Source organism: Pseudomonas sp. CH235, assembly GCF_004368175.1.
Lineage (GTDB): Bacteria > Pseudomonadota > Gammaproteobacteria > Pseudomonadales > Pseudomonadaceae > Aquipseudomonas > Aquipseudomonas paraglycinae.
In genome coordinates this window covers 92,387-118,946 of the sequence record NZ_RRZJ01000004.1, presented here as the reverse complement: position 1 = coordinate 118,946, position 26,560 = coordinate 92,387, and the positions used below count along the sequence as shown (strand labels likewise).

The 26,560-nt window shown below is 60.8% G+C and carries 22 protein-coding genes; 10 read left to right on the top strand and 12 right to left on the bottom strand.

Translation table 11 applies throughout. The features are described 5' to 3' along the window. The 3 genes from rsfS to EIY71_RS06110 form a co-directional block, all read right to left on the bottom strand. Positions 1–495, bottom strand: a complete 495-nt coding sequence (rsfS, locus tag EIY71_RS06120) for a ribosome silencing factor (RefSeq protein WP_007958654.1) — start codon at positions 493–495, stop codon at positions 1–3. A gap of 72 nt (positions 496–567) precedes the next feature. Next, positions 568–1,290, bottom strand: a complete 723-nt coding sequence (nadD, locus tag EIY71_RS06115) for a nicotinate-nucleotide adenylyltransferase (protein WP_039771865.1) — start codon at positions 1,288–1,290, stop codon at positions 568–570. Further along, positions 1,259–2,530, bottom strand: coding sequence for a glutamate-5-semialdehyde dehydrogenase (locus EIY71_RS06110; protein WP_007958650.1), 1,272 nt, complete (start codon positions 2,528–2,530; stop codon positions 1,259–1,261). The genes nadD and EIY71_RS06110 overlap by 32 nt, the downstream gene beginning before the upstream one ends. 177 nt (positions 2,531–2,707) lie before the next feature. On the opposite strand from EIY71_RS06110, the gene EIY71_RS06105 reads away from it, so the two are divergent. Further along, entirely contained in the window at positions 2,708–3,403 is a 696-nt protein-coding gene (locus EIY71_RS06105) for a DNA-3-methyladenine glycosylase (RefSeq protein ID WP_007958648.1), read from the top strand. Between the two features lie 54 nt (positions 3,404–3,457). Then, the gene (locus EIY71_RS06100; RefSeq protein WP_085608764.1) at positions 3,458–4,774 is read left to right on the top strand and encodes a bifunctional DedA family/phosphatase PAP2 family protein; all 1,317 of its coding nucleotides are present in this window, start codon (positions 3,458–3,460) and stop codon (positions 4,772–4,774) included. On the opposite strand, the gene EIY71_RS06095 is transcribed toward EIY71_RS06100, so the two are convergent. Further along, on the bottom strand, positions 4,771–5,349 hold the full coding sequence (locus EIY71_RS06095) for a hypothetical protein (protein WP_102716655.1): 579 nt from the start codon (positions 5,347–5,349) through the stop codon (positions 4,771–4,773). The genes EIY71_RS06100 and EIY71_RS06095 overlap by 4 nt on opposite strands. A gap of 48 nt (positions 5,350–5,397) precedes the next feature. Then, positions 5,398–5,607 carry a hypothetical protein gene (locus tag EIY71_RS06090; RefSeq protein WP_240867184.1) on the bottom strand — a complete coding sequence of 70 codons (210 nt, stop codon included), beginning with the start codon at positions 5,605–5,607 and terminating at the stop codon, positions 5,398–5,400. A 160-nt stretch (positions 5,608–5,767) separates the two neighbouring features. On the opposite strand from EIY71_RS06090, the gene EIY71_RS06085 reads away from it, so the two are divergent. Beyond that, positions 5,768–9,223, top strand: a complete 3,456-nt coding sequence (locus EIY71_RS06085; RefSeq protein ID WP_256661083.1) for a calcium-binding protein — start codon at positions 5,768–5,770, stop codon at positions 9,221–9,223. A gap of 265 nt (positions 9,224–9,488) precedes the next feature. Continuing rightward, a complete protein-coding gene (locus tag EIY71_RS06080) occupies positions 9,489–10,898 on the top strand; it encodes a hypothetical protein (protein WP_240867204.1) in 1,410 nt (469 codons plus the stop codon). 12 nt (positions 10,899–10,910) lie between these two features. Here EIY71_RS06080 and EIY71_RS06075 read toward each other — a convergent pair whose 3' ends face one another. The 3 genes from EIY71_RS06075 to EIY71_RS06065 are packed head-to-tail and all read right to left on the bottom strand — an operon-like array spanning position 10,911 to position 12,590. Beyond that, positions 10,911–11,501, bottom strand: coding sequence for an LON peptidase substrate-binding domain-containing protein (locus EIY71_RS06075; protein ID WP_085747646.1), 591 nt, complete (start codon positions 11,499–11,501; stop codon positions 10,911–10,913). 10 nt (positions 11,502–11,511) lie between these two features. After that, complete coding sequence (locus tag EIY71_RS06070; RefSeq protein ID WP_007958637.1) at positions 11,512–12,228, bottom strand: LrgB family protein; 717 nt, start codon at positions 12,226–12,228, stop codon at positions 11,512–11,514. Continuing rightward, positions 12,228–12,590, bottom strand: a complete 363-nt coding sequence (locus EIY71_RS06065) for a CidA/LrgA family protein (protein WP_007958636.1) — start codon at positions 12,588–12,590, stop codon at positions 12,228–12,230. The genes EIY71_RS06070 and EIY71_RS06065 overlap by 1 nt, the downstream gene beginning before the upstream one ends. Before the next feature lie 193 nt (positions 12,591–12,783). Between EIY71_RS06065 and EIY71_RS06060 the strand changes: the two genes are divergently transcribed. The 4 genes from EIY71_RS06060 to EIY71_RS06045 all read left to right on the top strand — a co-directional run bounded on the left by EIY71_RS06060 (position 12,784) and on the right by EIY71_RS06045 (position 18,576). Beyond that, positions 12,784–13,239 carry a MaoC family dehydratase gene (locus tag EIY71_RS06060; RefSeq protein ID WP_007909575.1) on the top strand — a complete coding sequence of 152 codons (456 nt, stop codon included), beginning with the start codon at positions 12,784–12,786 and terminating at the stop codon, positions 13,237–13,239. 110 nt (positions 13,240–13,349) lie between these two features. After that, positions 13,350–15,077 (top strand): C13 family peptidase, encoded by a 1,728-nt coding sequence (locus tag EIY71_RS06055; protein ID WP_102686371.1) that lies wholly within the window; start codon positions 13,350–13,352, stop codon positions 15,075–15,077. Between the two features lie 27 nt (positions 15,078–15,104). Then, positions 15,105–15,746: an oxidoreductase gene (locus EIY71_RS06050; protein ID WP_134020942.1), complete on the top strand. Its 642-nt coding sequence runs from the start codon at positions 15,105–15,107 to the stop codon at positions 15,744–15,746. A gap of 244 nt (positions 15,747–15,990) precedes the next feature. Continuing rightward, positions 15,991–18,576, top strand: a complete 2,586-nt coding sequence (locus EIY71_RS06045; protein WP_134020939.1) for a hypothetical protein — start codon at positions 15,991–15,993, stop codon at positions 18,574–18,576. A 43-nt stretch (positions 18,577–18,619) separates the two neighbouring features. Here the strand turns inward: EIY71_RS06045 and EIY71_RS06040 are convergent, their stop codons facing one another. From EIY71_RS06040 to EIY71_RS06025, 4 genes are all read right to left on the bottom strand, one after another. Continuing rightward, on the bottom strand, positions 18,620–18,904 hold the full coding sequence (locus EIY71_RS06040) for a YceK/YidQ family lipoprotein (protein WP_085747641.1): 285 nt from the start codon (positions 18,902–18,904) through the stop codon (positions 18,620–18,622). Further along, positions 18,897–19,544, bottom strand: coding sequence for a flavin prenyltransferase UbiX (gene ubiX / locus EIY71_RS06035; protein ID WP_007958630.1), 648 nt, complete (start codon positions 19,542–19,544; stop codon positions 18,897–18,899). The genes EIY71_RS06040 and ubiX overlap by 8 nt, the downstream gene beginning before the upstream one ends. Further along, positions 19,541–20,890: a UDP-N-acetylmuramate:L-alanyl-gamma-D-glutamyl-meso-diaminopimelate ligase gene (gene mpl / locus EIY71_RS06030; protein WP_007958628.1), complete on the bottom strand. Its 1,350-nt coding sequence runs from the start codon at positions 20,888–20,890 to the stop codon at positions 19,541–19,543. Before mpl ends, ubiX begins: the two co-directional genes overlap by 4 nt. A gap of 298 nt (positions 20,891–21,188) precedes the next feature. Beyond that, positions 21,189–23,108 (bottom strand): sigma-54-dependent Fis family transcriptional regulator, encoded by a 1,920-nt coding sequence (locus EIY71_RS06025; RefSeq protein ID WP_102686375.1) that lies wholly within the window; start codon positions 23,106–23,108, stop codon positions 21,189–21,191. Positions 23,109–23,409: 301 nt separating this feature from the next. Here EIY71_RS06025 and EIY71_RS06020 point away from each other — a divergent pair, with 301 nt between their 5' ends. Together EIY71_RS06020 and eat are read left to right on the top strand one after the other, a co-directional pair. Further along, positions 23,410–24,930, top strand: coding sequence for an aldehyde dehydrogenase family protein (locus EIY71_RS06020; protein ID WP_134020938.1), 1,521 nt, complete (start codon positions 23,410–23,412; stop codon positions 24,928–24,930). Positions 24,931–25,132: 202 nt separating this feature from the next. Continuing rightward, positions 25,133–26,503, top strand: coding sequence for an ethanolamine permease (gene eat, locus EIY71_RS06015; RefSeq protein ID WP_134020935.1), 1,371 nt, complete (start codon positions 25,133–25,135; stop codon positions 26,501–26,503). Positions 26,504–26,560 lie beyond the last annotated feature (57 nt).

Below are 26,560 nucleotides of genomic sequence, written 5' to 3'. Positions count from 1 at the left end.
TTACAGCTGGTCTTTGTTGAGCTTGGTGAAATGCTCGTGGGTGTTTTCCGGGCTGTGGTGCTTGGCGTCCGCCGCACGGCTTTGCTCGGCACCGGCCCACAGGCGCTCCAGGTCGTAGAACTGACGTGCCGAGGCGGTCATCATGTGCACGATCACCAGGTCCAGGTCCAGCAGCACCCAGTCGCTGTCGCCCTTGCCTTCTTCGCCCAGCGGCTTGGCGCCGTTCTTTTTGACCTCTTCGCGAACCTTGTCCAGCATCGCGTTGATCTGGCGGTTGGAAGTACCGGTGGCGATGATCATGTAGTCGGTGATGCTCTGCTTGTCGCGCACATCAATGATCTGGATATCCTGGGCCTTCACGTCTTCCAGGGCTGCAACGGCCACCTTGACCAGCTCGTCGCCCTTCAGCGGTTCGTTGGTGTTGACCGGTTCTGGCAGCGGGGCGCTCTTGAATGTGCCTTTGCGCTTTACTTTGGTTTGGTCTTTGTCAGTCATATAAAACTCGTTTTGCTCATATTTTCGGCGGCTTGGCGACACGTGGATTCGTATCAGTGAAGCACGCCTTGTTCAGTTCGACGCACGGTACAGACCGTGCGCATCGATGTAGGCCAGGACCGCGTCGGGCACCAGGAAACGTACCGACTTACCGCTGGCCAGCAGTTGACGGATCTGGGTGGCGGAAACCGCGAGCGGTGTCTGCCAGACGAATGCAATCTGTCCGCTCGGCCCCTTCAGGGCCAGCGGGTCGCTCACCGAACGCGCTGCCAGCAGGTTGCGCAAGGCATCCGGCGGTTCGCTGTCGGCGTCCGGGCGCTGTAGCACCAGGATGTGGCAATGCTGGAGCAACTCTTCCCAGCGGTGCCAAGTGGGCAGGCCGCAAAATGCGTCCCAGCCCAGAAGCAGAAAAACCTGGGTCTCGGCGGCCATTTCGGCACGCAGCGACTCCAGGGTATCGATGGTCCAGGACGGTTTGTCCCGCTGCAATTCGCGGGCGTCCACCACCAGCGGCGGCACACCGGCCACCGCACATTCAACCATTGCCAGCCGGTCCTGCGCCGACACCTGCGGCGTATCGCGGTGCGGCGGCCGGGCGCTGGGCATCATGCGCAGCTCATCAAGCCCCAGCGCTTCGGCGACTTCCAGCGCGCCACGCAAATGGCCGACGTGCACCGGGTCGAACGTCCCGCCCAGAACGCCAATGCGCCGGGGACGGGACCTCTTGCCGGGTTTCGGCGCTTTCAGGTCGAGGTCGGACAAGTCAGACCGTCGCCTGGCCGCGCAACTGGCCATCACCGACCACGATGTACTTCTCGCAGGTCAGTCCTTCCAGGCCCACCGGGCCACGGGCGTGCAGCTTATCAGTAGAAATGCCGATCTCGGCACCCAATCCGTATTCGAATCCGTCGGCGAAGCAGGTCGGGGTGTTGATCATCACCGACGCCGAGTCGACCTGAGCCACGAACTGGCGGGTGTCGGCGAGGTTTTCGCTGACGATCGAGTCGGTGTGGTGGGAGCCGAAATGGTTGATGTGTTCGATGGCCTGATCCAGGCCATCCACCACGCGGATCGACAGAATCGGCGCCAGGTACTCGGTGCTCCAGTCTTCCTCGGTTGCCGCTACGGCCTCGATGATCGCCCGGGTGCGTTCGCAACCGCGCAGCTCGACACCTTTTTCGCGGAACTGCTTCGCCATCGACGGCAGGAAATCCTTCGCAACACTTTGATCGACCAGCAAGGTCTCCATCGCACCGCAGATGCCATAGCGGTAGGTCTTGGCATTGAAGGCGATGCGCTGGGCTTTCGGCAGGTCGGCGTGTTCGCTGACATAGACGTGGCAGATGCCGTCAAGATGCTTGATCACCGGCACCCGGGCGTCACGGCTGATGCGCTCGATCAGGCCCCGACCACCGCGCGGCACAATCACGTCGACGTACTCGGGCATGGTGATCAACGCGCCGACGGCGGCGCGGTCGGTGGTTTCCACCACTTGCACCACGGCGGCCGGCAGTTCGGCTTCGGCCAGGCCACGCTGGATGCAGGCGGCAATCGCGCGGTTGGAATGAATCGCTTCGGAACCGCCGCGCAGGATGGTCGCGTTGCCGGATTTAAGGCACAGGCTCGCGGCATCGATGGTCACGTTGGGACGGGATTCGTAGATGATCCCGATCACGCCCAGCGGTACGCGCATCTTGCCGACCTGAATGCCCGACGGACGGAAGCTCATGTCGCGGATTGCACCGACCGGATCCGGCAGCGCTGCGACCTGACGCAGACCGACGATCATGCCGTCGATGCGCGCCGGGGTCAGTTCCAGACGTTCCAGCAGCGCCGGCTCCAGACCGTTGGCGCGACCGGCGGCCAGATCCTGTTCATTGGCTGCCGCAAGCTCGGCGCGGGCGGCGTCCAAGGCATTGGCGGCAGCCAGCAGGGCGCGGTTTTTCTGCGCGGTGCTGGCACGGCCGATGACGCGGGAAGCTTCGCGGGCGGCGCGACCCAATCGGGTCATGTAGTCAAGAACGGACTCAGTCATGGTCTGCTGGGGTCTTGGCAAAGAGGAAAGCGGCAGATTATAGCTGTCGCGTCCCGGGACTAACAGCGGTGACGGGCGGATGGTCGAAATGGACGGCGATTTGCCGACGTTCAGCCGGGATTAAGCCGTGAATTGTTATCATCACGACCTCCTTCGCCTGGATAAACATTGTTTGCCATGTCCAACCTGACCGTTCGCGCCACCTCCGCGCGCCAGCCTGTCGGCCTTGCGGACGCCTTTTTCGACCGCGACGCCCAGACACTGGCCCGCGATCTGCTCGGCAAAGTCATCCGCCACCGCGTCGGCGATTTGTGGCTCAGCGCCCGAATCATCGAAACCGAAGCGTATTACTGCGAAGAAAAAGGCAGCCACGCGTCCCTCGGCTACACAGAAAAGCGTAAGGCTTTGTTTCTGGACGGCGGCCACATCTATATGTACTACGCCCGTGGCGGCGATTCGCTGAACTTCAGCGCGCAGGGCCCGGGCAATGCGGTGCTGATCAAATCGGCCTATCCGTGGGTCGACGAGATCAGCGGCCCGGCCAGTCTGGCGCAGATGCTGTTGAACAACCCCGACGCCCAAGGCCGACCGCGCCCGTCGCAGAAACTCTGTGCCGGGCAGACGTTGCTGTGCAAGGCGCTGGGGCTGAAAGTGCCGGTGTGGGATGCCAAGCGCTTCGACCACGAAATTCTGCTGGTGGAAGACACCGGCCCTGCGCCAACTCATGTGATTCAGACCACCCGCCTGGGCATTCCCCATGGCCGTGACGAACACTTGATGTATCGCTTCGTCGATGCCGCCTATGCCCAGTGGTGCACGCGGAACCCGCTGCGCCGGGGTCAGGTCGAAGGTCGCGATTATTTTTTGCTGTGAATGCACACCCTTCGGCTCGCCGATCAGGGACATCAATGAAATGGAGTGGTTTGTATGGGCCCATGGCTCGATAGCGTGACCGGGTGGCTGGCCGCCAATCCGCAGTGGCTGGCCGCTGCAGTGTTTGTCGTGGCCTGCGTGGAATGCCTGGCGATTGCCGGTTTGATCGTGCCCGGCACGGTGCTGCTGTTTGCTGTGGCGGTGCTGGCCGGCAGCGGTGCATTGTCATTGAGCGAAACCCTGTTGCTGGGTTTCCTCGGCGGGATTCTCGGCGATGTGATTTCTTATTTCCTCGGTCGCCACTTCCACCAGAACATCCGGCGTCTGCCGGGCCTGCGCCATCACCCGGAATGGATGGCCGGCGCGGAAACCTACTTCCAACGCTACGGCATCGCCAGCCTGCTGGTCGGACGTTTCATCGGCCCGCTGCGGCCGATGCTGCCGATGGTCGCCGGGATGTGCGACATGCCCTTCCCGCGCTTCGCGGCCGTGAGTCTGCTGGCAGCGGCCGGCTGGAGCCTCGCCTACCTGCTGCCGGGCTGGGCCACCGGGGCGGCGATTCGCCTGCCGTTGCCGGAAGGTTTCTGGCTGCAGGCCGGGATTGTCGCCGGCAGCATCGCGGTGATGGTCGGCCTGAGCGCCAACAGCAGCCTGCGCCGCCATCGGCGGGCGACGATCTGGATCAGCAGCATGAGCCTGTTGATCCTGATCGGCCTGTTCATCGGTTACCCGTATCTGACCGCCCTCGATCAGGGCGTCATGACCCTGGTGCAGGAACACCGCCGCCCGGCGCTGGATGAGGTGGCGGTGGTGTTCACCCTGATCGGCGAGTTCCGCAACATGCTGCTGTTCAGTGCCCTGCTGACCGCGCTGCTGTTGCTGTGCCGTCAGTGGCGCCACGCGATCTTCGTGGGCGGCACCCTGCTCGTCACGGCCCTGGCCAACACCGGCACCAAGATGTTTTTCGCCCGGGTGCGCCCGGAAGTCCTGACCGATCCGCTCACCAGCTACAGCATGCCCAGCGGCCATGCGTCCGGATCGTTCGCGCTGTTCCTGACCCTGGCCGTACTCGCCGGACGCGGGCAACCGCCGAGACTGCGACTGACATGGTTGCTGATCGGCTGCATTCCGGCACTGGCGATTGCCTTGTCGCGGGTGTATCTGGGCGCGCACTGGCCGACGGATGTGCTGGCCGGCGCCATGCTTGCCGCGTGCGTGTGTGCCGCCGGGCTCTGGCTCAGCCAGCGGCAATCACCGCTCGGCGCCATGCCGCAGAGAGTCTGGTGGCTGGTGTTGCCGGCGCTGGTCGCCCTGTTCGGTTTCTTCGTGCTGCGACACTTGCCGCATACCATGCTGCGCTATTCGTACTAGGCGACGGCAGACAGCAGCGAAGGATTGCTCCTCAAAACGAACGATACCGACGAAGGGTTGTAGGCATTGTGCCCGGTGTCGTTCGGATTCTTGTCCAGGAAGTAGGTGAGCCCTTCCTTTGTCTCATGCTGAAACAGGCGCATCTTCTTCTCTACGCTGAACAGCGCCACAGAAACCGGATTGGACGGCAAGTCACCAAACGACTTGAGCTTTCCGGCATACGTTTCCAGCTCAAAGTAACTACCACCACTTTTCGCGGCCAGAAGATGCCTTGTACTTTGATCAAGTCGCAGCTGCCAATTAAAGTAACGACCGGCCGTTTTGACATTAAGGGCATATCGCCCCTGATAATCCGGAACAAACTCCAATAACAGCGGCTCGGCATCGTCATGATCCGCGAGTGTCACGATTGGCGAACTGATTTCGTCATTCAGGGAAATCTCCGCATTCAACCTCTGCCCCGTGGTGATCCGCGGCTGCTTCAAACGTTGTTCCATGACTTGATAATTGAGCACCAGCGGAAGTCCATCCGCGAACAGTTGCCCCGTGAAGGTAATATTATTGCCATCAGACATGTGAAGGTTCTCTTCTTGTTAAAAACGGACTGAACAACAGACAGGATTTCATTTACCAGCAACCTGGGCCGGATCGTTCTTCACACGTCTGCGTTTGCGGCGCTCAAGCACCATGGAATCCGCGTAGTAGCCGGCGGCCTTGAGGACAATGTCGGTATTCAGATCAACGCCTGCATGTTTAAAAATATACTTCCCGGCAATATCATCCCAGAACGCCCATTCATCTTCATAAATTGTCACATCGCTCTCCTTGTTCATGAAACCCGCTTCCTGCGAGTCGGGTTCAACGCTAAATCAAAAACACCCGACAGACCACTTCAAAGGCAATACAAAAAACAACAATACAATCAGCAAAACAATAACAACCAAACACAACCATCCTTCATGCCAAAGTCACCCGACACTTCATCAAAGAGTATTGATTTTGGCCAAACCCTTTAACATCAATCCTGAAACTATTCTTACAGCCTCCATAACAATTTCCGACATTATCACTCCATCAAATTCAGCAACGGCGGAAACCGATGTACCGTCCGGCAAAATGTCGGACCTGAACGATCTGGACAAACTGTTCGGGCCCCTGCGATTTGGCGAACTGACCGTGAGCCGCCAGACACTTCAGGCGCTGGGTGCCCGGGTCAACGGCGAGGCCATTACAGCAGCCAACACGTACTTCCCCGAGCCCGATCAGGCCTTTATCGATGGGCTGCAATTCGATCCCGCCCAGGTTGAGCAGCGGATCAAGTCAGTCGATGGTCAGGAGCACCAACGGGTCCCGCAATTGCTCTACGAAATCGTCACGCTCCGTTCTCCGGGAGCAGCACCGCTTCTGCGTGAAATGTCCACAAGTGACGCCGGGCACCCCATGCAGAAAATCAGCAAACTGCTGACCGCCACCCAACACCTGGATATCCACAGAAGCCCGCTGCCCGAACATTTGCCGGGCTGGGTAGACAAAGCCAAGAGTCGCGGCATGACCAGTATGGGCGCCGGGCTGCAGGCCTACGGTTTGTACAGCGCCTACATGGGCGCCATCGACGGCCTCAAGAAAGGTCAGATGGGAGAAGTGCTGATCAATGTGGGCGGCGCTCTCGCCGAGATCACTTCACTGGGCCTCGAATATGCGCTGAACAAGACCGGCGAACAGATGATCCGTCAGGGCTCCATGGCCCTTGAGCAATTCGGCAAGACCACCATGGGCAAATGGCTGTGCCGGGGCGCAGGCCTGATCGCCAGCGTGCTGACGTTGCCCTTCGACATCTACACCGCCATCAAATCCTTCAACGATGCGGCCAGGGCCCAGGGCAAGGAAGCTCAGGATCTGTACGTCACCGGCGGCTTGAGCGTGTTCAGCGGTGCCCTGTCCATTGCCCTTGGCTGCGCAGCACTGATGGGTTTTCAGGCGGCTGGCCCGGTGGGGATCGCAGCAGCGGCGATCATGATTGTCGGTGCCCGAATCTACGGCGCCGCGCGCATGGTCGACGACATCGACGATTACATCGAACTGACCGTGCACGAACGCTGGCGTGCCGGCTGGTTCGCGTTCACCGGACAAAGCCAGGACAAGGCGCTGATGGAGCGCTACCTGGTCGCCAAGACCACAAGCGACTACGCCAAAGCCTTGAAGACGCGCAGTCTCGGCTGGCTCGACAATGAGTTCAAGGAAAGCGTCGATGTGATCGTCAATGGCCGTTTCGAGGTTACGTTGCAGCCCACTCGCCTCCATCGTTTGCAATGGGATGAAAGCAAAGGCGAAACGCCCTATACCAGCGAAAACCGCCCTGTCGTCAGCGACACGGATGACACCTACGACGCCAGGAAAGGATTACCCGACTCCGACGCTGTCATCGCCAGTGGGAAAAGCGACCCGGCGAAAGGGGTCTTCTGGAATCTGGGCGGCGGCCATGACACGGTGCAAGGCGTCGAGGACAAGCCGAATTTCTTCAGCTATGCCAGTGGCCGTAAAACCCTGGACGGCGGCAACAAGGATGACTCCTTTCTGTTTCAGTCGGCTTCCGAAGCGCTGTCTGATGACCCGACCACCGTCAGTGAGCTGTCCGGTGGTGACGGCACCGACCTGCTCTGGCTGCAAGGCAAACATAAAAACGAAGACCCTCTCGCTAGCCCGCCGCGCCATATCGGTTTTGATGTCGACCTGAAAAAAGGCAGGCTGGCGGTGCGTCCTGTCGATCCGGCGCGTGCGCCGGTGCTGCATTCAACCTTCAGGTCCGTCGAAAAGGTCGAGACACTGGCTGGCGCGCTCAACCGCGTGACCGGTTCCGACCACGCCGACACCATTGCCGCCAATGGCGATGACCGCGTCGATGCCGGAGCCGGCGATGACCGCATCGCCGTCCGCGGCCTTCGTGGCACCGTCGATGGAGGCAGCGGCCGCGACACCTACGAAATTGCCCCGAACTGCCTCAAGGTTTCCCTCCACGAGGATGGTCAGGAACCGAGCACGGTCTATCTGGGCGTGACGCTCGAAGCCATCCAGCGCTGGTACGTGCGCAATGACGCGCTGGTCATTGAATCCCTGCGCGACGACGACATCCGGTCGCCCATGCGGGAACTGGTGCTGGAGGCGGTGTACCGGACGGTCGATGGCAAACGCACCTTGCGCAACGACAAATGGACGTTCATTACACAGGACGGCTACCACTTGCAGCCCGCGTGGCCTGCCGATACCCCGGACCTGGCCGACCTGACCGTGACAGTGACCGTTCTGACTGTCGGCACGACGAAAACCTCGCCGGTACCGGTCAATGATCGTCCTTGCAGGATTTCCAACAAACCGCACTCGTACTACTTCATCTCGCGCCAGATCCGTCACGCAATCCTGATGGCAACACCACACGAAAATCCGACCCGAAGCACTCTGTACGTCGACCGCGACAGCACGGAAATCGATGAAGTGCGGGCGATTTATACCGTTACCAAAACCAGGCCAAACGCATTCACGCTGCTCAGCTACACGGACATTCACCACACCATCACGTTCCACGAAAGTGGTGGCTTGCTCTCGTTGCACGGTGCTGCAAGAGAAAATCCGGGCAAGAAACGCGACATGGGAGCCGGAATCCTGGCCTCCGGCTGGCAGATGATTCACCCGATGACGCTGGTCATGCGAGACGGGATTTCCTATCACCTCGACTTTCCACGTCCCACGTATCTAAACGACGCAAGGAACCCGGGATATACCGTTGTGCAAAGCCGCACCTCGCTGCGCGAGCGAGCCGGCCGGTATATTTTCGTCAGGCCCTCTGTCGAGAAGCGCACGCTGAAGGCAACCTCGCAGCGGGTCGACTTTCAGGCAGCCGAGCACAATGCGACCTATTGGCTGGAGGGACGATCGTCGAGCTATGAACTGTTTCCCGCCAGCGCCACGTCCATCCGGCTGTCCACCGCAGAAGCGGATGCCAACGTCTCGGGCTCTTCCACCTGGTTCATTCACACGCAACATCTGCAAGAGCAGATCAGCCACCGCGATCTTTCCATCAAGGACAACCTGCTCAGAATCGGCAGCATCCGGATTCAACTGCCGGACAGCAACGATCCGCTGACGCCACTGGAAACCATCGAAGTCGTGGTCTCCTCGGGAAACCGTTATCGGATCAATGCACTGTTCGAGGTGATCGGTCTGTGCGCCATCAATGCCCGAGCCTACCCATCGGTTCAGGCCATCGCCCAGGACATTCGTGAGCATCAACGGCGTGAAGAGCTTGAGTCCGACGAAGTGTCCGTTCACCACATTCGCCTGAGCGAAACCGCTGCCGGCAAGATTTCATACAACGTTGCCACCAACGTCTGGAGCAGCGAAACCGCTCCGACCCGCTCGATACCTGTCGAGCACCTGATCATCGTCAAGGAATGACACCATGCGACCAAAACCACCCTCACCGCCAGGCTTTTCCAAGGGTAATACGCCCGCCGACTCGCTTGCTGAACTCCCACGATTGCGACCGCAAGCGCCAGACCCACAGCTACCGCATTCGTCGCCAGACCTGACGGCCGCGCATCCGCGAAACCCGGGACACACCCCGCCCCTCGCGGACACACCGAAAATCGAAGTGTCTGACCTGCCGGTCGCTTCCCGTGAAACGGCGACCGGACTGGACAGTTACCGTTTGAACCCCGGATTGCTGCGCAACCTGCAACCGCCCAACGAGGAGGGTCTGCGCTACATCGTCGGACGCGCGTTCGTCGATGTGAAAGACAGCGGCACGGTGTATGTGGAATTCGATGCGAACTTGGGCACCTATCGGGCCATGGATCTATACAAAAAGCTGTCTCCCGGGCCGGTGCTCTACAGAAATACCGGTGAATCGACCTGGAGCCCGGCCTCACATACCCCCTCGAAACGCCCCCATTCCCAGGTCAGTGACGTTGATACGCCGGAGCCAGCCAAACAAGCGCAGACCTCTCCTTTGTCGGCGCATGAAGCCACCACCCGACTGCTGAACGACTCGTTGCTCACGATGCATCCACTGATGACGCTCGGCCAGCGCGTCGAGTTTTTGCGCGCCTATAACCTGTCGCCACGACAACACATCCGGTTGCACAGTGATCTGACCGCCGATCCCCGGGTGATGCCGGAGTGGGCCGAGCAGCATCACTTACGCTCTCGGGACGAGAACGATCCGACCCGCTTCGATCAACTGTATGAAGAAATCGAACCGCTGCTACTGCCCGTGCGGAACGGAACACTGCGCAGCGACCTGATCGACTTCGACAAAAGCGTCACCCGGGAATTTCTCGACGCCTTTCTGACCCGACTCGGTTACCTGCGCAACAGCAGCGACTGCCTGTATCGCACGGATATTCCGGGTCTGTTCAGGGCCGATGAACGCACGCCTTTCGAGTTCTACAACGACGGACGCATGCTGCCTCGCCTGAAACACCCGCGCGGCGCCACGACCGAAAAACCGATCAGTGCCACGGTCAGCCATCAGCTGGTCAAGAGATATGGCGCCAGGGGCACCGAGGCTCCCGATCCGGAGTACCTGCGCTACAACAGCCAGAGAAACAAATATCCCGGCAAAAAACCGGGTGAATCGGACAACGAGTCAGGGAACTCCGACAACGACTGGTCCGATGCATCGGACGTAGAACTGGACACCGAACGCAATTACGAGACGATCCGCCACGATCAGCAGTTCATCTTCTCTTACGTCATCGATACCCGAAGGATGGAGGTGGTCCTCAACGAAGAGAACCATTTGCTCAATCTGGCGGCACGGGAAAAGAATGCCTGGTTTCCAGATGACGAACTCGAAGCCCTGATTTCAACGTCCAAGCGAGGTATCGAATCAGAGCGTCTGTGGCTGCTCGATTCGACCTTCACGCGTGCCGCCAAGGTCGACGATGTCGCCGCTCAAGCCCAAACCAGCTACATCGGCAATGACATCGAGGCGCGGACCCACAGCGGCATTTCCAATCAACATGAATACGACGCGTTGATCGATGCGGTGGCCAGGGCCGGCAAGCCGATCCTTGCATTTCCAGGTGGCCGGGACTGGTTCGCCAATGACATCGTCTGGCCCGTATAACCGAGTCGAGTCTTAAGCGAACAACTCGCCCTGCAATTCATCGAGCAGCGCCTGGATCGCATCCAGTCGCTGCTGCGGGTCGTCGAGTTGCAGCAAATCGATCTTGTCTTCCTCGGCGAACGGCAGCAGATACGCCAACTGATTGGCCAGTGATTGCTGCCCCGCCGCTTCGATGCCCATGTTCAACGCCTCGACCATCGGGTGCTCGGCGAGAGCCTTGAGCAGCGCCACCAGATCGGCGTCTTCATCCTGCAGCGGTTGCTCGGGTTCTTCGTCCAGCCACTCGACCTCGGCCATGATCAATTGATCGCGCTGCACGTCGGTGCTCTGCACGATGAAGCGCCGCCCGCCCTGCACCCGGATGCCCAGCAGTCCGTTGTCCTGCTGCTGGAAATCGGTGATGCGCGCTTCGCAGCCGACCATGGCGAAACCTTCCGGCGCGACGCCGACTTCGCTGCCTTCCAGGATGCACACCACGCCGAACCCGCCGCCCTGTTTCATGCAGCGGCCGATCATGTCCAGGTAGCGTGCTTCGAAGATCTGCAGATCCAGATTGCAGCCGGGAAACAGCACCGTGTTCAGCGGAAAAAGCGGCAGACTCATAGACATTTCCTTACACCACCATCGACACCGCCAACGGCAGGAACACCGCCGTGGCCACGCCCATCAGACTCATCGCCAGCGCCGCGAAGGCGCCGCACTCATCGCTTTCCTGCAACGCCACCGAGGTGCCGACCGCATGTGCCGTCATGCCCAGCGCCATGCCGCGCGCCTCCGGGCTGTGCACGCCCAGACGGGTCAGCAACGCCGGGCCGAAGATCGCGCCGATCACCCCGGTGATCAACACGAACACCGCCGCCAATGCTGCGACACCGCCGATCTGTTCGGCCACCAGCATGGCGATCGGTGAGGTCACCGACTTGGGCGCCATGGTCATCAGGATCATGTGATCGGCACCGAACCACCAGCCCAGCGCCACGCCCATGCCCGTGGCGACCACGCCGCCTATCACCAGCGTAGTAAAAATCGGCCAGAACAATTGCCGGATGCGTCGCAGATTCAGATACAGCGGCACTGCCAGCGCAACGGTCGCCGGGCCCAGCAGAATACTGAGGATCTCGGTGCTCTTGCGGTACTCGGCGTAGGTCAGGCCGCAGCCGACCAGCACGCCGATCACCAACAGCATCGAGACCAGCACCGGTTGCAGAAAGATCCAGCGGGTTTTCTCGAACGCCGCCAGCACCAGTTGATAGGCACCGAGGGTGATGCCGATGCCGAACAGGGGATGGTGAATCACCGAAGCCCAGGCACCTTGCCAGTCGAACAGCATCAGGACTCCTCCGAATGCGGCGCGTGGCGCTTGACCAGCCGTTGCATCAGCACGCCGGCGAAGGCCATCGACAGAATCAGCGAGACCACCAGCGCACCGACAATGGCCCAGAAATCCGCGGCAATCGCCGTGGCATACACCATCACGCCCACCGCCGGCGGCACCAGCAGCAATGGCAGATAACGCAGCAGGCTGCCGGCCGCAAGGTTCAGCGGCTCGCCGACTTCACCGCGCACGATCAGAAATACCAGCAACAGCAAAAGGCCGATGATCGGCCCCGGCAGCACCGGCAACAGCAAATGATTGAGGGCCGTGCCGAGCAATTGAAACAGCACCAGCATGGTCAGGCCGCGTAGCAACATCCGTCATCTCCGTCTTACTTTTCGCCTCGCAAGTCGCCCGCATTATAAGCACGCCTGCGCTATGGATCGGCATTCGCCAAAAGCATGGTCGGTTGACCTGAGCAAATCGCCATGATGATCTACAGTGGTTCGCAGGGCGGTCAAATCCCCCACCTGAAAAACTATAAAACCGATGAACCCAAGGAGAGTCTCAATGCCCTATGTTCCAGTTGCAGAGCTCAAAGATTATGTCGGCAAGGAACTCGGACGTTCCGAATGGCTCACCATCGATCAGGAGCGTATCAACCTGTTCGCAGAAGCCACCGGGGATTACCAGTTCATCCATGTCGACCCGGTCAAAGCCGCGCAAACGCCATTTGGCAGCACCATTGCACACGGTTTCCTGTCGTTGTCGCTGATCCCCAAACTGATGGAAGACATCCTGATCCTGCCGCAAGGCGTGAAGATGGTGGTCAACTACGGCCTGGACAGCGTGCGTTTCATCCAGCCGGTCAAGGTCAACTCCAAGGTCCGGCTCAAGGTCGACCTCGGTGAAGTGACCGAGAAAAAACCTGGCCAGTGGCTGCTCAAGGCCACCGCCACCCTGGAGATCGAAGGCTCGGACAAACCGGCCTACATCGCCGAACCGCTGTCGCTCTGCTTCGTTTAAGCGCCTGGATGCGAAGCGGCTCACGCTGTTTCGCATCCGCTCCTCCCCGCCGGCTGTATTAGGTCACATAGCTGCGGCATACTCGGTCGCCTAATTGCCCGGATCCCGCTATGCGCTCATTCGCTCCTCTTGCTCCCCTTGCCTTGACCCTGTTGCTGGCCGCGTGTGGCGACGGCGAATCGCTGTTGCCGCCGGATGCACGCCTGCCCGACGGCGGCCGCTATCGCGGTGAACTGGTCGATGGTTTGCTGCAAGGCCAGGGCCGGGTCGACTACCCCAACGGCAGCTGGTACGCCGGGGCGTTCGACAAGGGGCAATGGCATGGTCAGGGCGAATGGCACGGCAGCAATGGCGAGGTCTATCGCGGCAACTTCCAGCAAGGGCTGTTCGACGGCCAGGGCACGCTGACCACCACGGCCGGCAGCTACACCGGCGGTTTCAAGCTGGGCCGACGTGACGGCGAAGGCACCCTTAAAGAAAACGCGATGACCTATCGCGGCGAATTCAAGGCCGACCAGTATTCCGGGCTCGGTCGCCTCGAGCTGGATGACGGCAGTTCCTATCAGGGCCAGTTCGCCCACGGCAAACCCAACGGCGAAGGCCAGCGCGGCGATGCCAGCGGCAATCAGTTCACCGGCCACTTCGTCAACGGCCAGCTCGAAGGCAACGGCACCTTCAACAGTGCCGACGGCGACATCTACGTCGGCGGCTTCAAGAACAATCAACTGCACGGCAAGGGTCGCTACGAAAACGCCGATGGCGATGTCTGGCTCGGGCAGTTCAAGGAAGGCGCGCTGACCGGCAAGGGCGAACTGATCGGCGCCGACGGCAGCCACTACATCGGTTACTTCAATGATTGGCGCTTCAGCGGTCAGGGTCGCCTGAACCTGTCCGATGGCAGCTTCTACGTCGGTGGATTCGACAGCGACAGTTATTCCGGACGCGGCACCCTGGTGCTCACCGATGGCAGCGTGCTCAGCGGCACCTGGATCAACGGCCAGCGGGTACGCGATGCCGACGGCAAGTTGCTGCCGGACACCCTAGAACTCGGCCTGCTGGCCCAGGGTCGCCTGCTCGATGAAGCGCTGGCCAATGTGCCGGCCTCGACCCCGGCAGTGGAGCTGTACACCCTGACCCTCGGCGGCGACGGCAAGCAGAGCGTGTTCCTGCGCGAATCCGATTACGTGGCCAACATGCTCACCAGCCGTTTCGGCGCGTTTGGCCAGATTCGCCTGGTCAACCATCGCGACCACCTCGGCGACCGGCCGATGGCCACCCGCGAGAACCTGCGCCGCGCAGCCCTGACCCTGGCCGAACGCAGCGGCCCGGAAGACCTGGTGTTCATCTACCTGACCAGCCACGGCACCGCCGAACACGAACTGGTGCTCGACCAGCCGCGCATGGAACTGGCCGACCTGCCCGCCGACGAACTCGCCGCCGTGCTCGCACCGCTGAAGAATCGCGACAAGATCATCGTCATCTCCTCGTGCTATTCCGGCGGCTTCATTCCGGCGCTGAAGGACGAGCGCACGCTGATCATGACCGCCTCGCGCGCCGATCGCGTGTCGTTCGGTTGCTCCGAGGAGGCCAACTTCACCTACTTCGGCGATGCCCTGTTTGCCCAGGCGCTGAACCAGACCGACGACCTGGAGCAAGCCTTCAAACTGGCCAAGGCCACCGTCGCCGAACGGGAACTGGCGGACAACTTCGAAGCCTCTGAACCGCAGATCTGGGCGCCGAAAACCGTGCTGGCGCACTGGCAACTGCTGCGTAAACAGCAAGCGAGAAAAGCATTGCAAAGTGCTGCGTTGAACGACGGAGCGATAAAGAGCAACTAAGCTGAACAGTATCAAGGGAGAGACACTATGTACTTGACGCCTCAGCATGTCTTGCTTGCCGGAGCCACCGGATTGACCGGTGAACATCTGCTCGACCGCCTGCTCAACGAGCCGACGATCAGCCGCGTCCTTGCCCCCTCACGCCGGCCGCTGGCTGAACATCCGCATCTGGAAAACCCGGTCGGCGATCCACAGACCTTCCTGCCGCAACTGACCGGTCGGGTCGACATTGCCTATTGCTGTCTCGGCACCACGATCAAACAGGCCGGCTCCGAAGAGGCGTTTCGCGCCGTGGATCTGGACATGGTGGTGGCGTTCGCCAAGCGCGCCCGGGAAATGGGAGCACGGCACCTGATCGTGATCAGCGCCCTGGGGGCAGATCGCCGGTCCTCGGTGTTCTACAACCGGGTAAAAGGCGAAATGGAATACGCATTGCGCGCGCAGGACTGGCCGCAATTGACCATCTGCCGGCCATCGCTGTTGCTCGGCGAACGCAGCGAGCCCCGTCTGGGCGAACAGCTCGCCGCGCCATTCTCTAAATTGATCCCCGGCAAATACCGTGGCATCGAAGCCTGCCAACTGGCCCGCGCCATGTGGCGTCTGGCGCTGGAGGAGCAGGATGGTGTGCGGATTGTCGAGTCGGACGAACTGAGAAAACTCGGCAAGTAAGCTCACTCGCCACAGCGGTTCAACGCGGATCCCGGGTAACCATTTCCAATGAAGCCCGAGGATCTTGCGTGAACTGGCCGACATTCGAAATAAAGTGAATCGAATCAACCCGCGTGTCGTAGCTATCTACCACGTGCCCCTTCCCTTTCATGGATAACGTGCCCTCCAGCACACCTGCGTCTACGGCCATTCCGCCATGGGATGACACCACAGCACGTCAGGCAATCAATGAAAGGACTCCTTGATGGCACCGCAAACAAAAACGTCGAAAGGCACCAGCAAAACGCCACCCACCCTCGACAGGTCGACTCCGGAAACATCGCCGACTCAGCGTCATGATTTCCCGGGTTTGATTCGATCCCCGGAAACAGACAGCGCCAGCCGCCCCACGGAGGCGCCTGCCCCACTTTCTTCAAGTGACACATTGCCCGCGATACAGATTCAGGATCTGACCCACCCGCCTGGAGACACTCAAGGAAGCTCATCCAGCGACCCACATGCGAGCGGATCGATCCGTCACTACGAGTTACCGGCGCAACTGCGAACGCGATTACCCGCCGTCAACACCGAAGGGTTGCGGGTTCACAGGGGACGCATTTATGCCGAGGTCCAATACACCACGACCACGACGGTCATGGTGGCCTGGGACGAAGGCCTAGGAACCTACCGAGCGATGCGCCCACAGGAAGCGCAGCCCTCGGGCCCCGTCCTGCAATTCGACACCGAAAGCAATACCTGGCGGGTCGCTGAGCCGCGGGTTATCAGTCAGGCCCTCGAGTCCACGGTACACCGGGAGGCAGACAATACCGACGATAACGCAGCACAGCCCCACCTGCCGGGACCGGCCAGGACGCAGCCGAACACTGCACCGATTTACGTCGATACCCAACATTACGTATGGAACGAGAAGGCCAACAATCACCATGGCTATGTGGTCCTGCACCGAAAAATGCGCCGGACCGAAGAGGTGGGACCGCCGCTGCATCATGCATTCATGGACGAAAGCGGCTCGTTTGTCAGTGTCGAGCCTTCCGCTTCGCGAATCGATCAGCCAGCCGAACTGTTAACAGCCTGGACAGACCGCGATATCTGGGATCTCTACGGGATACAGGGCGCAGAAATCACCCGTTTCCGCAGCGAAGCGCACAGCACCGGGAAGAAACCTCTATGGGCTACCGTTCGGACACAACGGATGGAAAACGCCTACCTGTTTGACGAGCTGTACCGCTGGTCTGGCATGGACATGGATCGCGACCTGTTCAACAGCCTCCTGAACCATCAGAACCGCACGCCCGCCCAATGGGCAGAACACCTCCAGTCCGTCACCTTGCACCGCAGCCCATCTGGCCCACAAACGCCATTGCCAAGCCCGCCAACACCCGGCTCGCCCTCTCCACGCCCATCAACACCCGACACGTCCGGGACAGCGGACGCCACGCTTGCCTACGGTGATCAACGCCACTACACCTGGGATCTCGACAAGTCGAATTTCCATGGTTATGTCGAAATGCAACGCAAGCCTGGCTTGAATGACAATCATGGACCTCTCACCCAACTGGCGTTTCGTGAAGGCGCCAGCCTGATTGTCGTCAAAGCCACCGATTATCCGATCTACAAAGAGAATGTTCTGCGCCCGTTCTGGCGGGACATCGACATCTGGAACCTTTACAGGATCGAAGGACCCGACATCGTGCGCTTTCGTCGGGAGGTTGCGCGCCATCAGAAACCGCCTGCCTGGGTCAAACAACGGGAATACCCTTCCCAGCGTGAACAACTGTTCGACTACCTGCGGCTGTGGACCAACCCTGATTCTCCGCTTAAAACACGAGAGCAAATCCTCGCCCGGTTCCAGCCCTACAATCTTTCCGTCCAGCAACTAATACGACTGTGCAAGGAGCTGTCGCCGACAGGGCAGTTCAAGAACCTGATCAATGATGAAATGCCTGGATGGGTCAAGACCTATCAGGATCGCACCCGGCTGGTAACCAACGAAAAACTCTTCGAACCGTTTCTGCCGGAAATCGATGCTGAAATCATCCAGCTGAGAAATCAGGGAGAAGGCACCAGCCTGCTGAAGGCCAGTCTGACCGAACCCTTCTTTCAGGAGCTGTTGCGGCTCAGCGGCTTCAAGCGCAATACGCACAATTATCTGTACAGAACCGACATTCCTGCCGTGTTCAAAGTGGATGACCGGACACCTTTCGAAATAGCCCGGCCCGGGGCCATGGTCCCACGCGTGGTATCGGCTGTGGGCACCACGAGCGAGACACCCGTCAGTGCAATGTTCAGCCTGAAGAGCGCCATGGACTTTGCGAATGAAACCAGAGGAGTGACAGGCATAGAGGCGCACCAGACAACCAGCGGCACTTCGACGCCCCCCGCTCAACGCATCCGGTTTTGCTACCTGCTCGATACCCGCAATGTGGAAGTCGTTGCTGGGCAGGACAATCGCGTCTACAACCCGACGCGGCTCGAACGAAGCCCTGCGGACGGCAAAACGTGGTTCCCGAGCATGAAGATGGAAGGCCATGTATCGATGTCGTCGATCGGCTTCACGTCGAGGCGCGTCTGGCTGGTCAACTCGGGCATGACCCGCGCGGCGACAGTGGAAGATATCCATTTGCAGGCGTTGAAGCACGCCACGGGATCGGATCAAAACCCTGCCGACGCCATCGAGTCCCGCACGCGGGCAGGAGAATTGAACCGGGACGAATATGACGGGTTGATCGATGAAGTGGCGAACGCCGGCAAGCGCGTTATCGAATTGCCGGCGGGACAGGACATATTCTCCGACGACATCGTCTTTCCGCCCGAAACGATCACGTTATAGGGAGTTTCAATGGCACGCCCCTGCGGGGTCGTGCCATTGATTTTCATAACCCGCCAGTCGCCTGAAACCCTACACCGATGACCGTCAGCAACGACAACGGCAACAGCAGCGTATCGAGCAATGCGCTGGCCGGCAGATCCACACCGGGATAGCTCGGTGCCTCGGCGCCGAATCGATCCATCGCGCAACATCCGCCATTCATCGCATACAGATCCAGCCGCGTGCCGGAATACACCACCGGCGCGCCGGACTTGGCGGCATCGAGCGTGCGCACGGTGGCGCAGCCGGTCAGTTGCAAGATCAGCAGCATCGCCAGCAGCTTATTCATCGCTGCTCAGATGGTGTTCGCCCCAACGCGGCAGCATGTCCTGGGGAATGCCCAGCAGATTGAGAATCCGCGCCACCACGAAATCGATCAGGTCATCGATGGTCTGCGGCTGGTGATAGAAGCCCGGCGAGGCCGGCAGGATGGTCACGCCCATGTTCGACAACTTGAGCATGTGCTCCAGGTGAATGCTCGAATACGGCGCTTCGCGCGGCACCAGAATCAACTGGCGACGCTCCTTCAAGGTGACGTCCGCCGCCCGTTCGATCAGGTTGTTGCAGGCGCCGGTGGCAATGGCCGACAAGGTGCCGGTCGAGCACGGCACCACCACCATCGCCGCCGGAGCGCCGGAGCCCGAGGCCACCGGTGACATCCAGTCTTCCTTGCCGTACACACGGATCTGCCCGGCGGACGCGCCAGTGTATTCGGTGAGGAACGCCTGCATCATTTGTGGCTTGGCCGGCAGCGACACGTCGGTCTCGGTGGCCATAACCAGTTGCGCGGCCTTGGAGATCAGGAAATGCACCTCGCGATCCTCGCGCACCAGACAATCCAGCAGGCGCAGGCCGTACTGGGCGCCGGACGCGCCAGTCATCGCCAGCGTTATGCGTTCCGGGCCATTGCTCGCCAGACGAGTGTTCATTTCAGCGCCTCGGCGAGTTTGCCGTGCAGGCCGCCGAAGCCGCCGTTGCTCATGATCACCACGTGAGTACCGGGCTGAGCCTGGCTCTTCACGCGTTCGATGATGCCTTCCAGCGAATCGCTGACAATCGACGGCACGGTGCAAAGTGCGGCGGTGCCTGCCAGATCCCAGCCGAGGTTGGCCGGGGCGTACCAGATCACCTGATCGGCATCGACCACGCTGTCCGGCAGACCGTCACGGTGGGCGCCGAGCTTCATCGAGTTGGAGCGCGGCTCGATGATCGCGATCAGCGGCGCATCGCCGATACGTTTGCGCAGGCCATCAAGGGTGGTGGCAATCGCGGTCGGGTGGTGGGCGAAGTCGTCGTAGATGGTAATACCGCGCACTTCCGCGACTTTTTCCATCCGGCGTTTGACGCTCTTGAATGCGCTCAATCCGGCAATGCCCATCGACGGCACAACGCCGACGTGACGTGCTGCGGCCAGAGTGGCCAGGGCGTTGGCAACGTTATGTTGGCCAGTCAATTCCCACTCGACCACGCCTTGGGAAACGCCTTCGAACATCACTTCGAACGCCGAGCCATCGTCTTTCAGCAACTTGACCTGCCATTGACCGCCGGCACCGGTGGTCTGCACCGGGGTCCAGCAGCCCATCTCGATCACACGCTGCAAGGCCGGTTCGGTGGTCGGGTGAATCACCAGGCCTTCGCTCGGGATGGTGCGCACCAAGTGGTGGAACTGCCGCTCGATGGCTGGCAGATCGGGGAAGATGTCAGCGTGATCGAACTCAAGGTTGTTGAGGATCGCCGTGCGCGGACGGTAGTGGACGAACTTCGAACGCTTGTCGAAGAACGCGCTGTCGTATTCGTCAGCCTCGATCACGAAGAACGGCGTACCACCCAGACGTGCCGACACCGAGAAATTCTGCGGCACTCCGCCGATCAGGAAGCCCGGGCTCATGCCGGCGTGTTCCAGTACCCAGGCGAGCATGCTGCTGGTGGTGGTCTTGCCGTGCGTACCGGCAACCGCCAGCACCCAACGACCTTGCAGCACATGGTCGGCCAGCCATTGCGGGCCGGACACGTACGGCAAGCCTTTGTTCAGCACATATTCCACTGCCGGATTGCCGCGGGACATGGCGTTGCCGATCACCACCAGATCCGGTGCGGGATCAAGCTGCGCCGGGTCGTAGCCCTGGGTCAACTGAATGCCCTGGGCTTCGAGCTGGGTGCTCATCGGCGGATAGACGTTGGCATCGGAGCCGGTCACGTGATGGCCCAGCTCTTTGGCCAGAACCGCCATCGAGCCCATGAAAGTCCCGCAGATACCCAGAATATGAATGTGCATAGTCGACCTCGTAAAACATGGCCGCAGGTTAGCGCAGGGAGGTGAAAACCGCACTCTTTAGCTGATTGAGGGTGGAGGTCTGGATTTGTGTCCGACTTGAGATCGCGCCCCTCACCCTAGCCCTCTCCCAAGGGAGAGGGAACCGACCGTCGTGTTCTCTCGAGGTACGCCGACCTGACACATCACGGTGAACTCCGGCCCGAATCCATAATCGACTCGGTCGCTCAGGTCGATGTATGCCAAAAGACGCCGCGGTCAGTTCCCTCTCCCTCTGGGAGAGGGCTAGGGTGAGGGGCTTTTAACTGACACGCCGCTCAATCCCGTGCTTGCGCAGCTTTCTATAGAGCGTATTGCGGCTGACGCCCAGTTGCTGCGCCGTGTGGGTCATGTGCCAGCGCGTGTGTTCCAGCGCACTGAGCAAGGCCAGCCGCTCGGCATCTTCCAGCGGATGTTCGGATGCAGTTTCATCGGCTTTCACCAACAGCGGCTGCACATGCCGAAACATCGCCGGCAGATCATCCAGCCCGATCCGCCCCTCATCGCACAACGCCGCCAGCGTGCGCAGCACATTGCGCATCTGCCGCACATTGCCCGGCCAGTTGAACCCGAGCAAAGCCTGGCGCGCCGGTTCGTCGATCAGGATCGTTTCCCCGCCCGCCTCTTCGGCCAGCAGGAAATCCAGCAGCTGCGACTTGTCACTGCGCTCGCGCAACGGCGGCAGCGCCACTTCCAGCCCGTTGAGCCGGTAGTAAAGGTCTTCCCGGAAACTGCCATCACCGACCCGCTCCAGCAAATTGCGGTGGGTGGCGCTGATGATTCGCACGTTGACCGCTTCCGGCTCGCCGCCGATCGGCACCACCTGCCGGTCTTCCAGCACCCGCAACAGGCGAGTCTGCAGAGCCAGCGGCATGTCGCCGATTTCATCGAGGAACAACGTGCCGCCATCGGCCTGCTGCAGCTTGCCGCGCATGCCGTCCTTGCGCGCGCCGGTGAAGCTGCCGCCGCGATAACCGAACAGTTCGCTCTCGATCAGGCTTTCGGGAATTGCCGCGCAGTTGAGGGCGACGAACGCTTTGCCGGCGCGCTGACTGGCGTTATGCACAGCCTTGGCGAATGCTTCCTTGCCAGAACCGGTTTCGCCGTTGATCAGCAGCGGCACGTCACGCTCGAACACCCGCAGCGACTTGCGGAAATCCGACTGCAACGCCGCATCACCAAGGCAAATGCCCGCAAGACGCGGCGCTTCCAAAGGCGCCGGAACCGGTACTGCTGGCAGCGGCCGACGGGTTTCGCCGCGCAGCACCGCAAACAGATGCCGCCCATCGCGAGTACGCAGCGGCCAACTGGCGCTGGCATTGGCACTGGCGCGCCCGAGCAACTCATCCAGCGAACAATCGAAAAACGCCTCCACCGGTTTACCGAGCAAGCCGCCACGGATGTGCCCGAGCAGGTTCAATGCACTCTGATTGACCGCACTGATCCGCCCTTCCCCGTCAAACGCCAGCAACCCTTCGCTAAACAGCCCGACGGACTCAGCCTGAAGGTGGAAACGCAACAACCATTGGTTATCGAAGCAGCGCAGGAAGTAGCAGCTCTCGATCATCTTCGCCGACAGATTGACCAGCGCCATGGTGTGGAACTGGCTCTGGCGCGAGACGTCATGCCGAGCCGAGGAAACATCGAGCACCGCCAGCAGCTCGCCGTGCGGGTCGAACACCGGGCTCGCCGAGCAGGTCAGGCCGGTGTGACGACCGCGAAAGTGTTCGTCTTGATGAATCGTCAGGGCCTGACGTTCCACCAGGCAGGTGCCGATGCCGTTGGTGCCTTCGCAGGCCTCGCTCCAGTCGGAACCCAGCCACAGGCCGGCGCGTTCGAAAATCTTGCGTTCGGCGGGAGCGGTGACGCAGTTGAGGATCACCCCGCGCGCGTCGGTCAGCAGCACCGCGTGGCCGGCGCCGGAGAGTTGTTGATGCAGGCTGCTCATTTCATTGCCGGCGATCTGCAACACCTGTTGCAAGCGTTCGCGGCTTTCCAGGATTCGACCGTGTTCGAGCACGGTCGGCGCCATGGTCAGGGCCGGGTCGAGGTGATAGTCCTCAAGACAACGCAGCCACGAGCGGGCAATCGAGGGGTCGGCACCGGGGCCATGCAGGTGCGGCTTGCCCTGGGTGACGGTGAGAACCTGTTGGGCATGGCGACTCAAATGGTTGTCGTGCATTTCTTATTATTCTCCCCGAGGCTCATCGGCCCATGCGTGAAGTGGTGACCAGCATCCTCCAGCCAACCGGTCTTTGCAATGCTGGCAAGACCGCCCGGTCACGGGTTGTGCCAGAAGCGGTACAAACTGTCACCCAGGCTGTACCGATACCGCCACAGACGCTTGCCACTTGTCCGACACAAATCTCGCAAAGCCTTGATTTGCCTGACCTGCACGGCAGTGGCCCGACCTTTGCTCTACGCTTATAGCAAGCGCTCATGCGCGTTTCTCTAATAAGTACAAAGCCAAGGAGAACATCATCATGCGTTACGCTCACCCCGGTACTGAAGGCGCCAAAGTCTCGTTCAAGAGCAAGTACGGTAACTACATCGGCGGCGAGTTCGTCGCGCCTGTCAAAGGTCAGTACTTCACCAACACCTCGCCAGTAAATGGCCAACCGATTGCCGAATTCCCGCGCTCCACGGCCGAAGACATCGAAAAAGCCCTGGACGCCGCCCACGCCGCTGCCGATGCCTGGGGTTCCACTTCCGCCCAGGCCCGCTCGCTGATCCTGCTGAAAATCGCCGACCGCATCGAACAGAACCTCGAAACCCTGGCGATCACCGAAACCTGGGACAACGGCAAAGCCATCCGCGAAACCCTCAACGCCGACATCCCGCTGGCTGCCGACCACTTCCGCTATTTCGCCGGGTGCCTGCGCGCCCAGGAAGGCAGCGCCGCCGAGATCGATGGCAATACCGTCGCCTATCACATCCATGAACCGCTGGGCGTGGTCGGCCAGATCATCCCGTGGAACTTCCCGATCCTGATGGCCGCATGGAAACTCGCCCCGGCCCTGGCCGCCGGCAACTGCGTGGTGCTCAAGCCTGCCGAGCAAACCCCGCTGGGCATCAGCGTGCTGCTGGAACTGATCGGCGACCTGCTGCCGCCGGGCGTGCTCAACGTGGTGCAAGGGTTCGGCAAAGAAGCCGGCGAAGCCCTGGCCACCAGCAAACGCATCGCCAAGATCGCCTTCACCGGCTCGACCCCGGTCGGCTCGCACATCATGAAATGCGCTGCCGAAAACATCATTCCGTCCACCGTTGAGCTGGGCGGCAAGTCGCCGAACATCTTCTTCGAAGACATCATGCAGGCCGAGCCAAGCTTCATCGAAAAAGCCGCCGAAGGCCTGGTGCTGGCGTTCTTCAACCAGGGCGAAGTCTGCACCTGCCCGTCCCGTGCACTGGTTCAGGAGTCGATCTATCCGCAGTTCATGGAAGCGGTGATGAAGAAAGTCAGCCAGATCAAACGTGGCGACCCACTCGATACCGACACCATGGTTGGCGCCCAGGCATCCGAGCAGCAATTCGACAAGATCCTTTCGTACCTGGAAATCGCCAAGGGCGAAGGTGCCGAACTGCTGACCGGCGGCAAGGTGGAAAAACTCGAGGGCAGCCTGGCGACCGGGTATTACATCCAGCCGACCCTGCTCAAGGGCACCAACAAGATGCGGGTGTTCCAGGAAGAAATCTTCGGCCCGGTGGTGAGCATCACCACCTTCAAGGACGAAGCCGAAGCCCTGGCGATTGCCAACGACACCGAGTTCGGCCTGGGTGCTGGCCTCTGGACCCGCGACATCAACCGCGCCTATCGCATGGGCCGCGCCATCAAGGCCGGTCGTGTGTGGACCAACTGCTACCACCTGTACCCGGCGCACGCCGCGTTCGGCGGGTACAAGAAGTCCGGCGTCGGCCGTGAAACCCACAAGATGATGCTCGACCACTACCAGCAGACCAAAAACCTGCTGGTGAGCTACGACATCAATCCGCTGGGCTTCTTCTAAAAACCAAGGGCGGCACCGAAATATCGGTGTCGCCCTTTTAATCCCGATGACACTTCCTGGCCTGGCCGCTCTGGCACGGGCCTTGCGTACCCGTCATTCAGGATTTGCGTGAACACTGCCGCTGCGTGAACAGCATCCACTCACTCAACCGCTGCACCCGAAAGTCCAACAGATCGAACAATAAAAAAGACAGAGAGGACTTATGACTTCCACCACACAGCTCAAACCCACACTCGGCACCCTGCACCTTTGGGGCATTGCCGTCGGCCTGGTGATTTCCGGCGAATACTTCGGCTGGAGTTATGGCTGGGGCACCGCAGGAACCTTGGGTTTCCTGGTCACGGCCCTGATGGTCGCGACCATGTACACCTGCTTCATCTTCAGTTTCACCGAACTGACCACCGCGATCCCCCACGCGGGCGGGCCGTTTGCCTACAGCCGTCGGGCGTTCGGCGAGAAAGGCGGATTGATCGCCGGCATCGCCACCCTGATCGAATTCGTGTTCGCCCCGCCGGCCATCGCCATGGCCATCGGCGCCTATCTGAACGTGCAATATCCGGGGCTCGATCCGAAACTCGCGGCAGTCGGCGCGTATTTCGTGTTCATGACACTGAACATCCTTGGCGTCAGCATCGCCGCGACCTTTGAGTTGGTGGTGACCGTGCTCGCCGTCGCTGAACTGCTGGTGTTCATGGGCGTGGTTGCGCCGGGCTTCAGCTTCAGCAACTTCGTGCTGAACGGCTGGTCGGGTGCCAATGAGTTCACGATGGGCTCGATTCCGGGCATTTTCGCGGCGATTCCCTTCGCGATCTGGTTCTTCCTCGCCATCGAAGGCGCGGCCATGGCGGCCGAGGAAGCCAAGGACCCGAAGCGCACGATTCCACGGGCCTATGTCAGCGGCATCCTGACCCTCGTATTCCTGGCCATCGGCGTAATGGTGATGGCCGGCGGCGTCGGCGACTGGCGTCAACTGTCGAACATCAACGACCCGCTGCCGCAGGCGATGAAAGCGGTGGTCGGCAACAACTCGACCTGGATGCACATGCTGGTGTGGATCGGCCTGTTCGGGCTGGTAGCGAGTTTCCACGGGATCATCCTCGGCTACTCGCGGCAGTTCTTCGCCCTGGCCCGGGCCGGTTATCTGCCGAAAGGCCTGGCCAAACTCTCGCGTTTCCAGACCCCGCACCGGGCGATTCTGGCCGGCGGCGTGATCGGCATCGCGGCGATCTACAGCGACGGTCTGGTCAACCTGCAAGGCATGACCCTGACGGCGGCGATGATCACCATGTCGGTGTTCGGCGCCATCGTGATGTACATCATCAGCATGCTCAGCCTGTTCAAACTGCGCAAAACCGAGCCGAATCTGGAGCGCACCTTCCGCGCACCGGGCTATCCGCTGGTGCCGGCCATCGCGCTGTTCCTGGCGGTGGTGTGCCTGGTGGCGATGGCCTGGTTCAACACGCTGATCGGCTGTGTGTTCCTGGGTTTCATGGCCGCCGGCTACCTGTACTTCCAGTTGACCGCCAAGCAACGCTCCGAAGCACCGGCAGACGCTATGCTCGAAGGTATCTAAACGCTAACTGAGCTGCACCGGCATCGGGCCTCGGGCTCGGTGCCCGCACTAAAAGCA

What these genes read in the sequence shown, in the direction of transcription:
- EIY71_RS06070 (WP_007958637.1), bottom strand. Translation starts at nt 12,228, where the DNA reads ATGCTGTTCGACTGGCAAGGTGCCTGGGCTTCGGTGATTCACCATCCC.
- EIY71_RS06090 (WP_240867184.1), bottom strand. Translation starts at nt 5,607, where the DNA reads ATGAACAAGGAGAGCGATGTGACAATTTATGAAGATGAATGGGCGTTC.
- eat (WP_134020935.1), top strand. Translation starts at nt 25,133, where the DNA reads ATGACTTCCACCACACAGCTCAAACCCACACTCGGCACCCTGCACCTT.
- EIY71_RS06100 (WP_085608764.1), top strand. Translation starts at nt 3,458, where the DNA reads ATGGGCCCATGGCTCGATAGCGTGACCGGGTGGCTGGCCGCCAATCCG.
- EIY71_RS06065 (WP_007958636.1), bottom strand. Translation starts at nt 12,590, where the DNA reads ATGTTGCTACGCGGCCTGACCATGCTGGTGCTGTTTCAATTGCTCGGC.
- EIY71_RS06020 (WP_134020938.1), top strand. Translation starts at nt 23,410, where the DNA reads ATGCGTTACGCTCACCCCGGTACTGAAGGCGCCAAAGTCTCGTTCAAG.
- EIY71_RS06060 (WP_007909575.1), top strand. Translation starts at nt 12,784, where the DNA reads ATGCCCTATGTTCCAGTTGCAGAGCTCAAAGATTATGTCGGCAAGGAA.
- EIY71_RS06075 (WP_085747646.1), bottom strand. Translation starts at nt 11,501, where the DNA reads ATGAGTCTGCCGCTTTTTCCGCTGAACACGGTGCTGTTTCCCGGCTGC.
- nadD (WP_039771865.1), bottom strand. Translation starts at nt 1,290, where the DNA reads ATGGCCAGTTGCGCGGCCAGGCGACGGTCTGACTTGTCCGACCTCGAC.
- EIY71_RS06045 (WP_134020939.1), top strand. Translation starts at nt 15,991, where the DNA reads ATGGCACCGCAAACAAAAACGTCGAAAGGCACCAGCAAAACGCCACCC.
- EIY71_RS06055 (WP_102686371.1), top strand. Translation starts at nt 13,350, where the DNA reads ATGCGCTCATTCGCTCCTCTTGCTCCCCTTGCCTTGACCCTGTTGCTG.
- EIY71_RS06025 (WP_102686375.1), bottom strand. Translation starts at nt 23,108, where the DNA reads ATGCACGACAACCATTTGAGTCGCCATGCCCAACAGGTTCTCACCGTC.
- ubiX (WP_007958630.1), bottom strand. Translation starts at nt 19,544, where the DNA reads ATGAACACTCGTCTGGCGAGCAATGGCCCGGAACGCATAACGCTGGCG.
- EIY71_RS06050 (WP_134020942.1), top strand. Translation starts at nt 15,105, where the DNA reads ATGTACTTGACGCCTCAGCATGTCTTGCTTGCCGGAGCCACCGGATTG.
- EIY71_RS06105 (WP_007958648.1), top strand. Translation starts at nt 2,708, where the DNA reads ATGTCCAACCTGACCGTTCGCGCCACCTCCGCGCGCCAGCCTGTCGGC.
- EIY71_RS06095 (WP_102716655.1), bottom strand. Translation starts at nt 5,349, where the DNA reads ATGTCTGATGGCAATAATATTACCTTCACGGGGCAACTGTTCGCGGAT.
- EIY71_RS06040 (WP_085747641.1), bottom strand. Translation starts at nt 18,904, where the DNA reads ATGAATAAGCTGCTGGCGATGCTGCTGATCTTGCAACTGACCGGCTGC.
- EIY71_RS06110 (WP_007958650.1), bottom strand. Translation starts at nt 2,530, where the DNA reads ATGACTGAGTCCGTTCTTGACTACATGACCCGATTGGGTCGCGCCGCC.
- mpl (WP_007958628.1), bottom strand. Translation starts at nt 20,890, where the DNA reads ATGCACATTCATATTCTGGGTATCTGCGGGACTTTCATGGGCTCGATG.
- rsfS (WP_007958654.1), bottom strand. Translation starts at nt 495, where the DNA reads ATGACTGACAAAGACCAAACCAAAGTAAAGCGCAAAGGCACATTCAAG.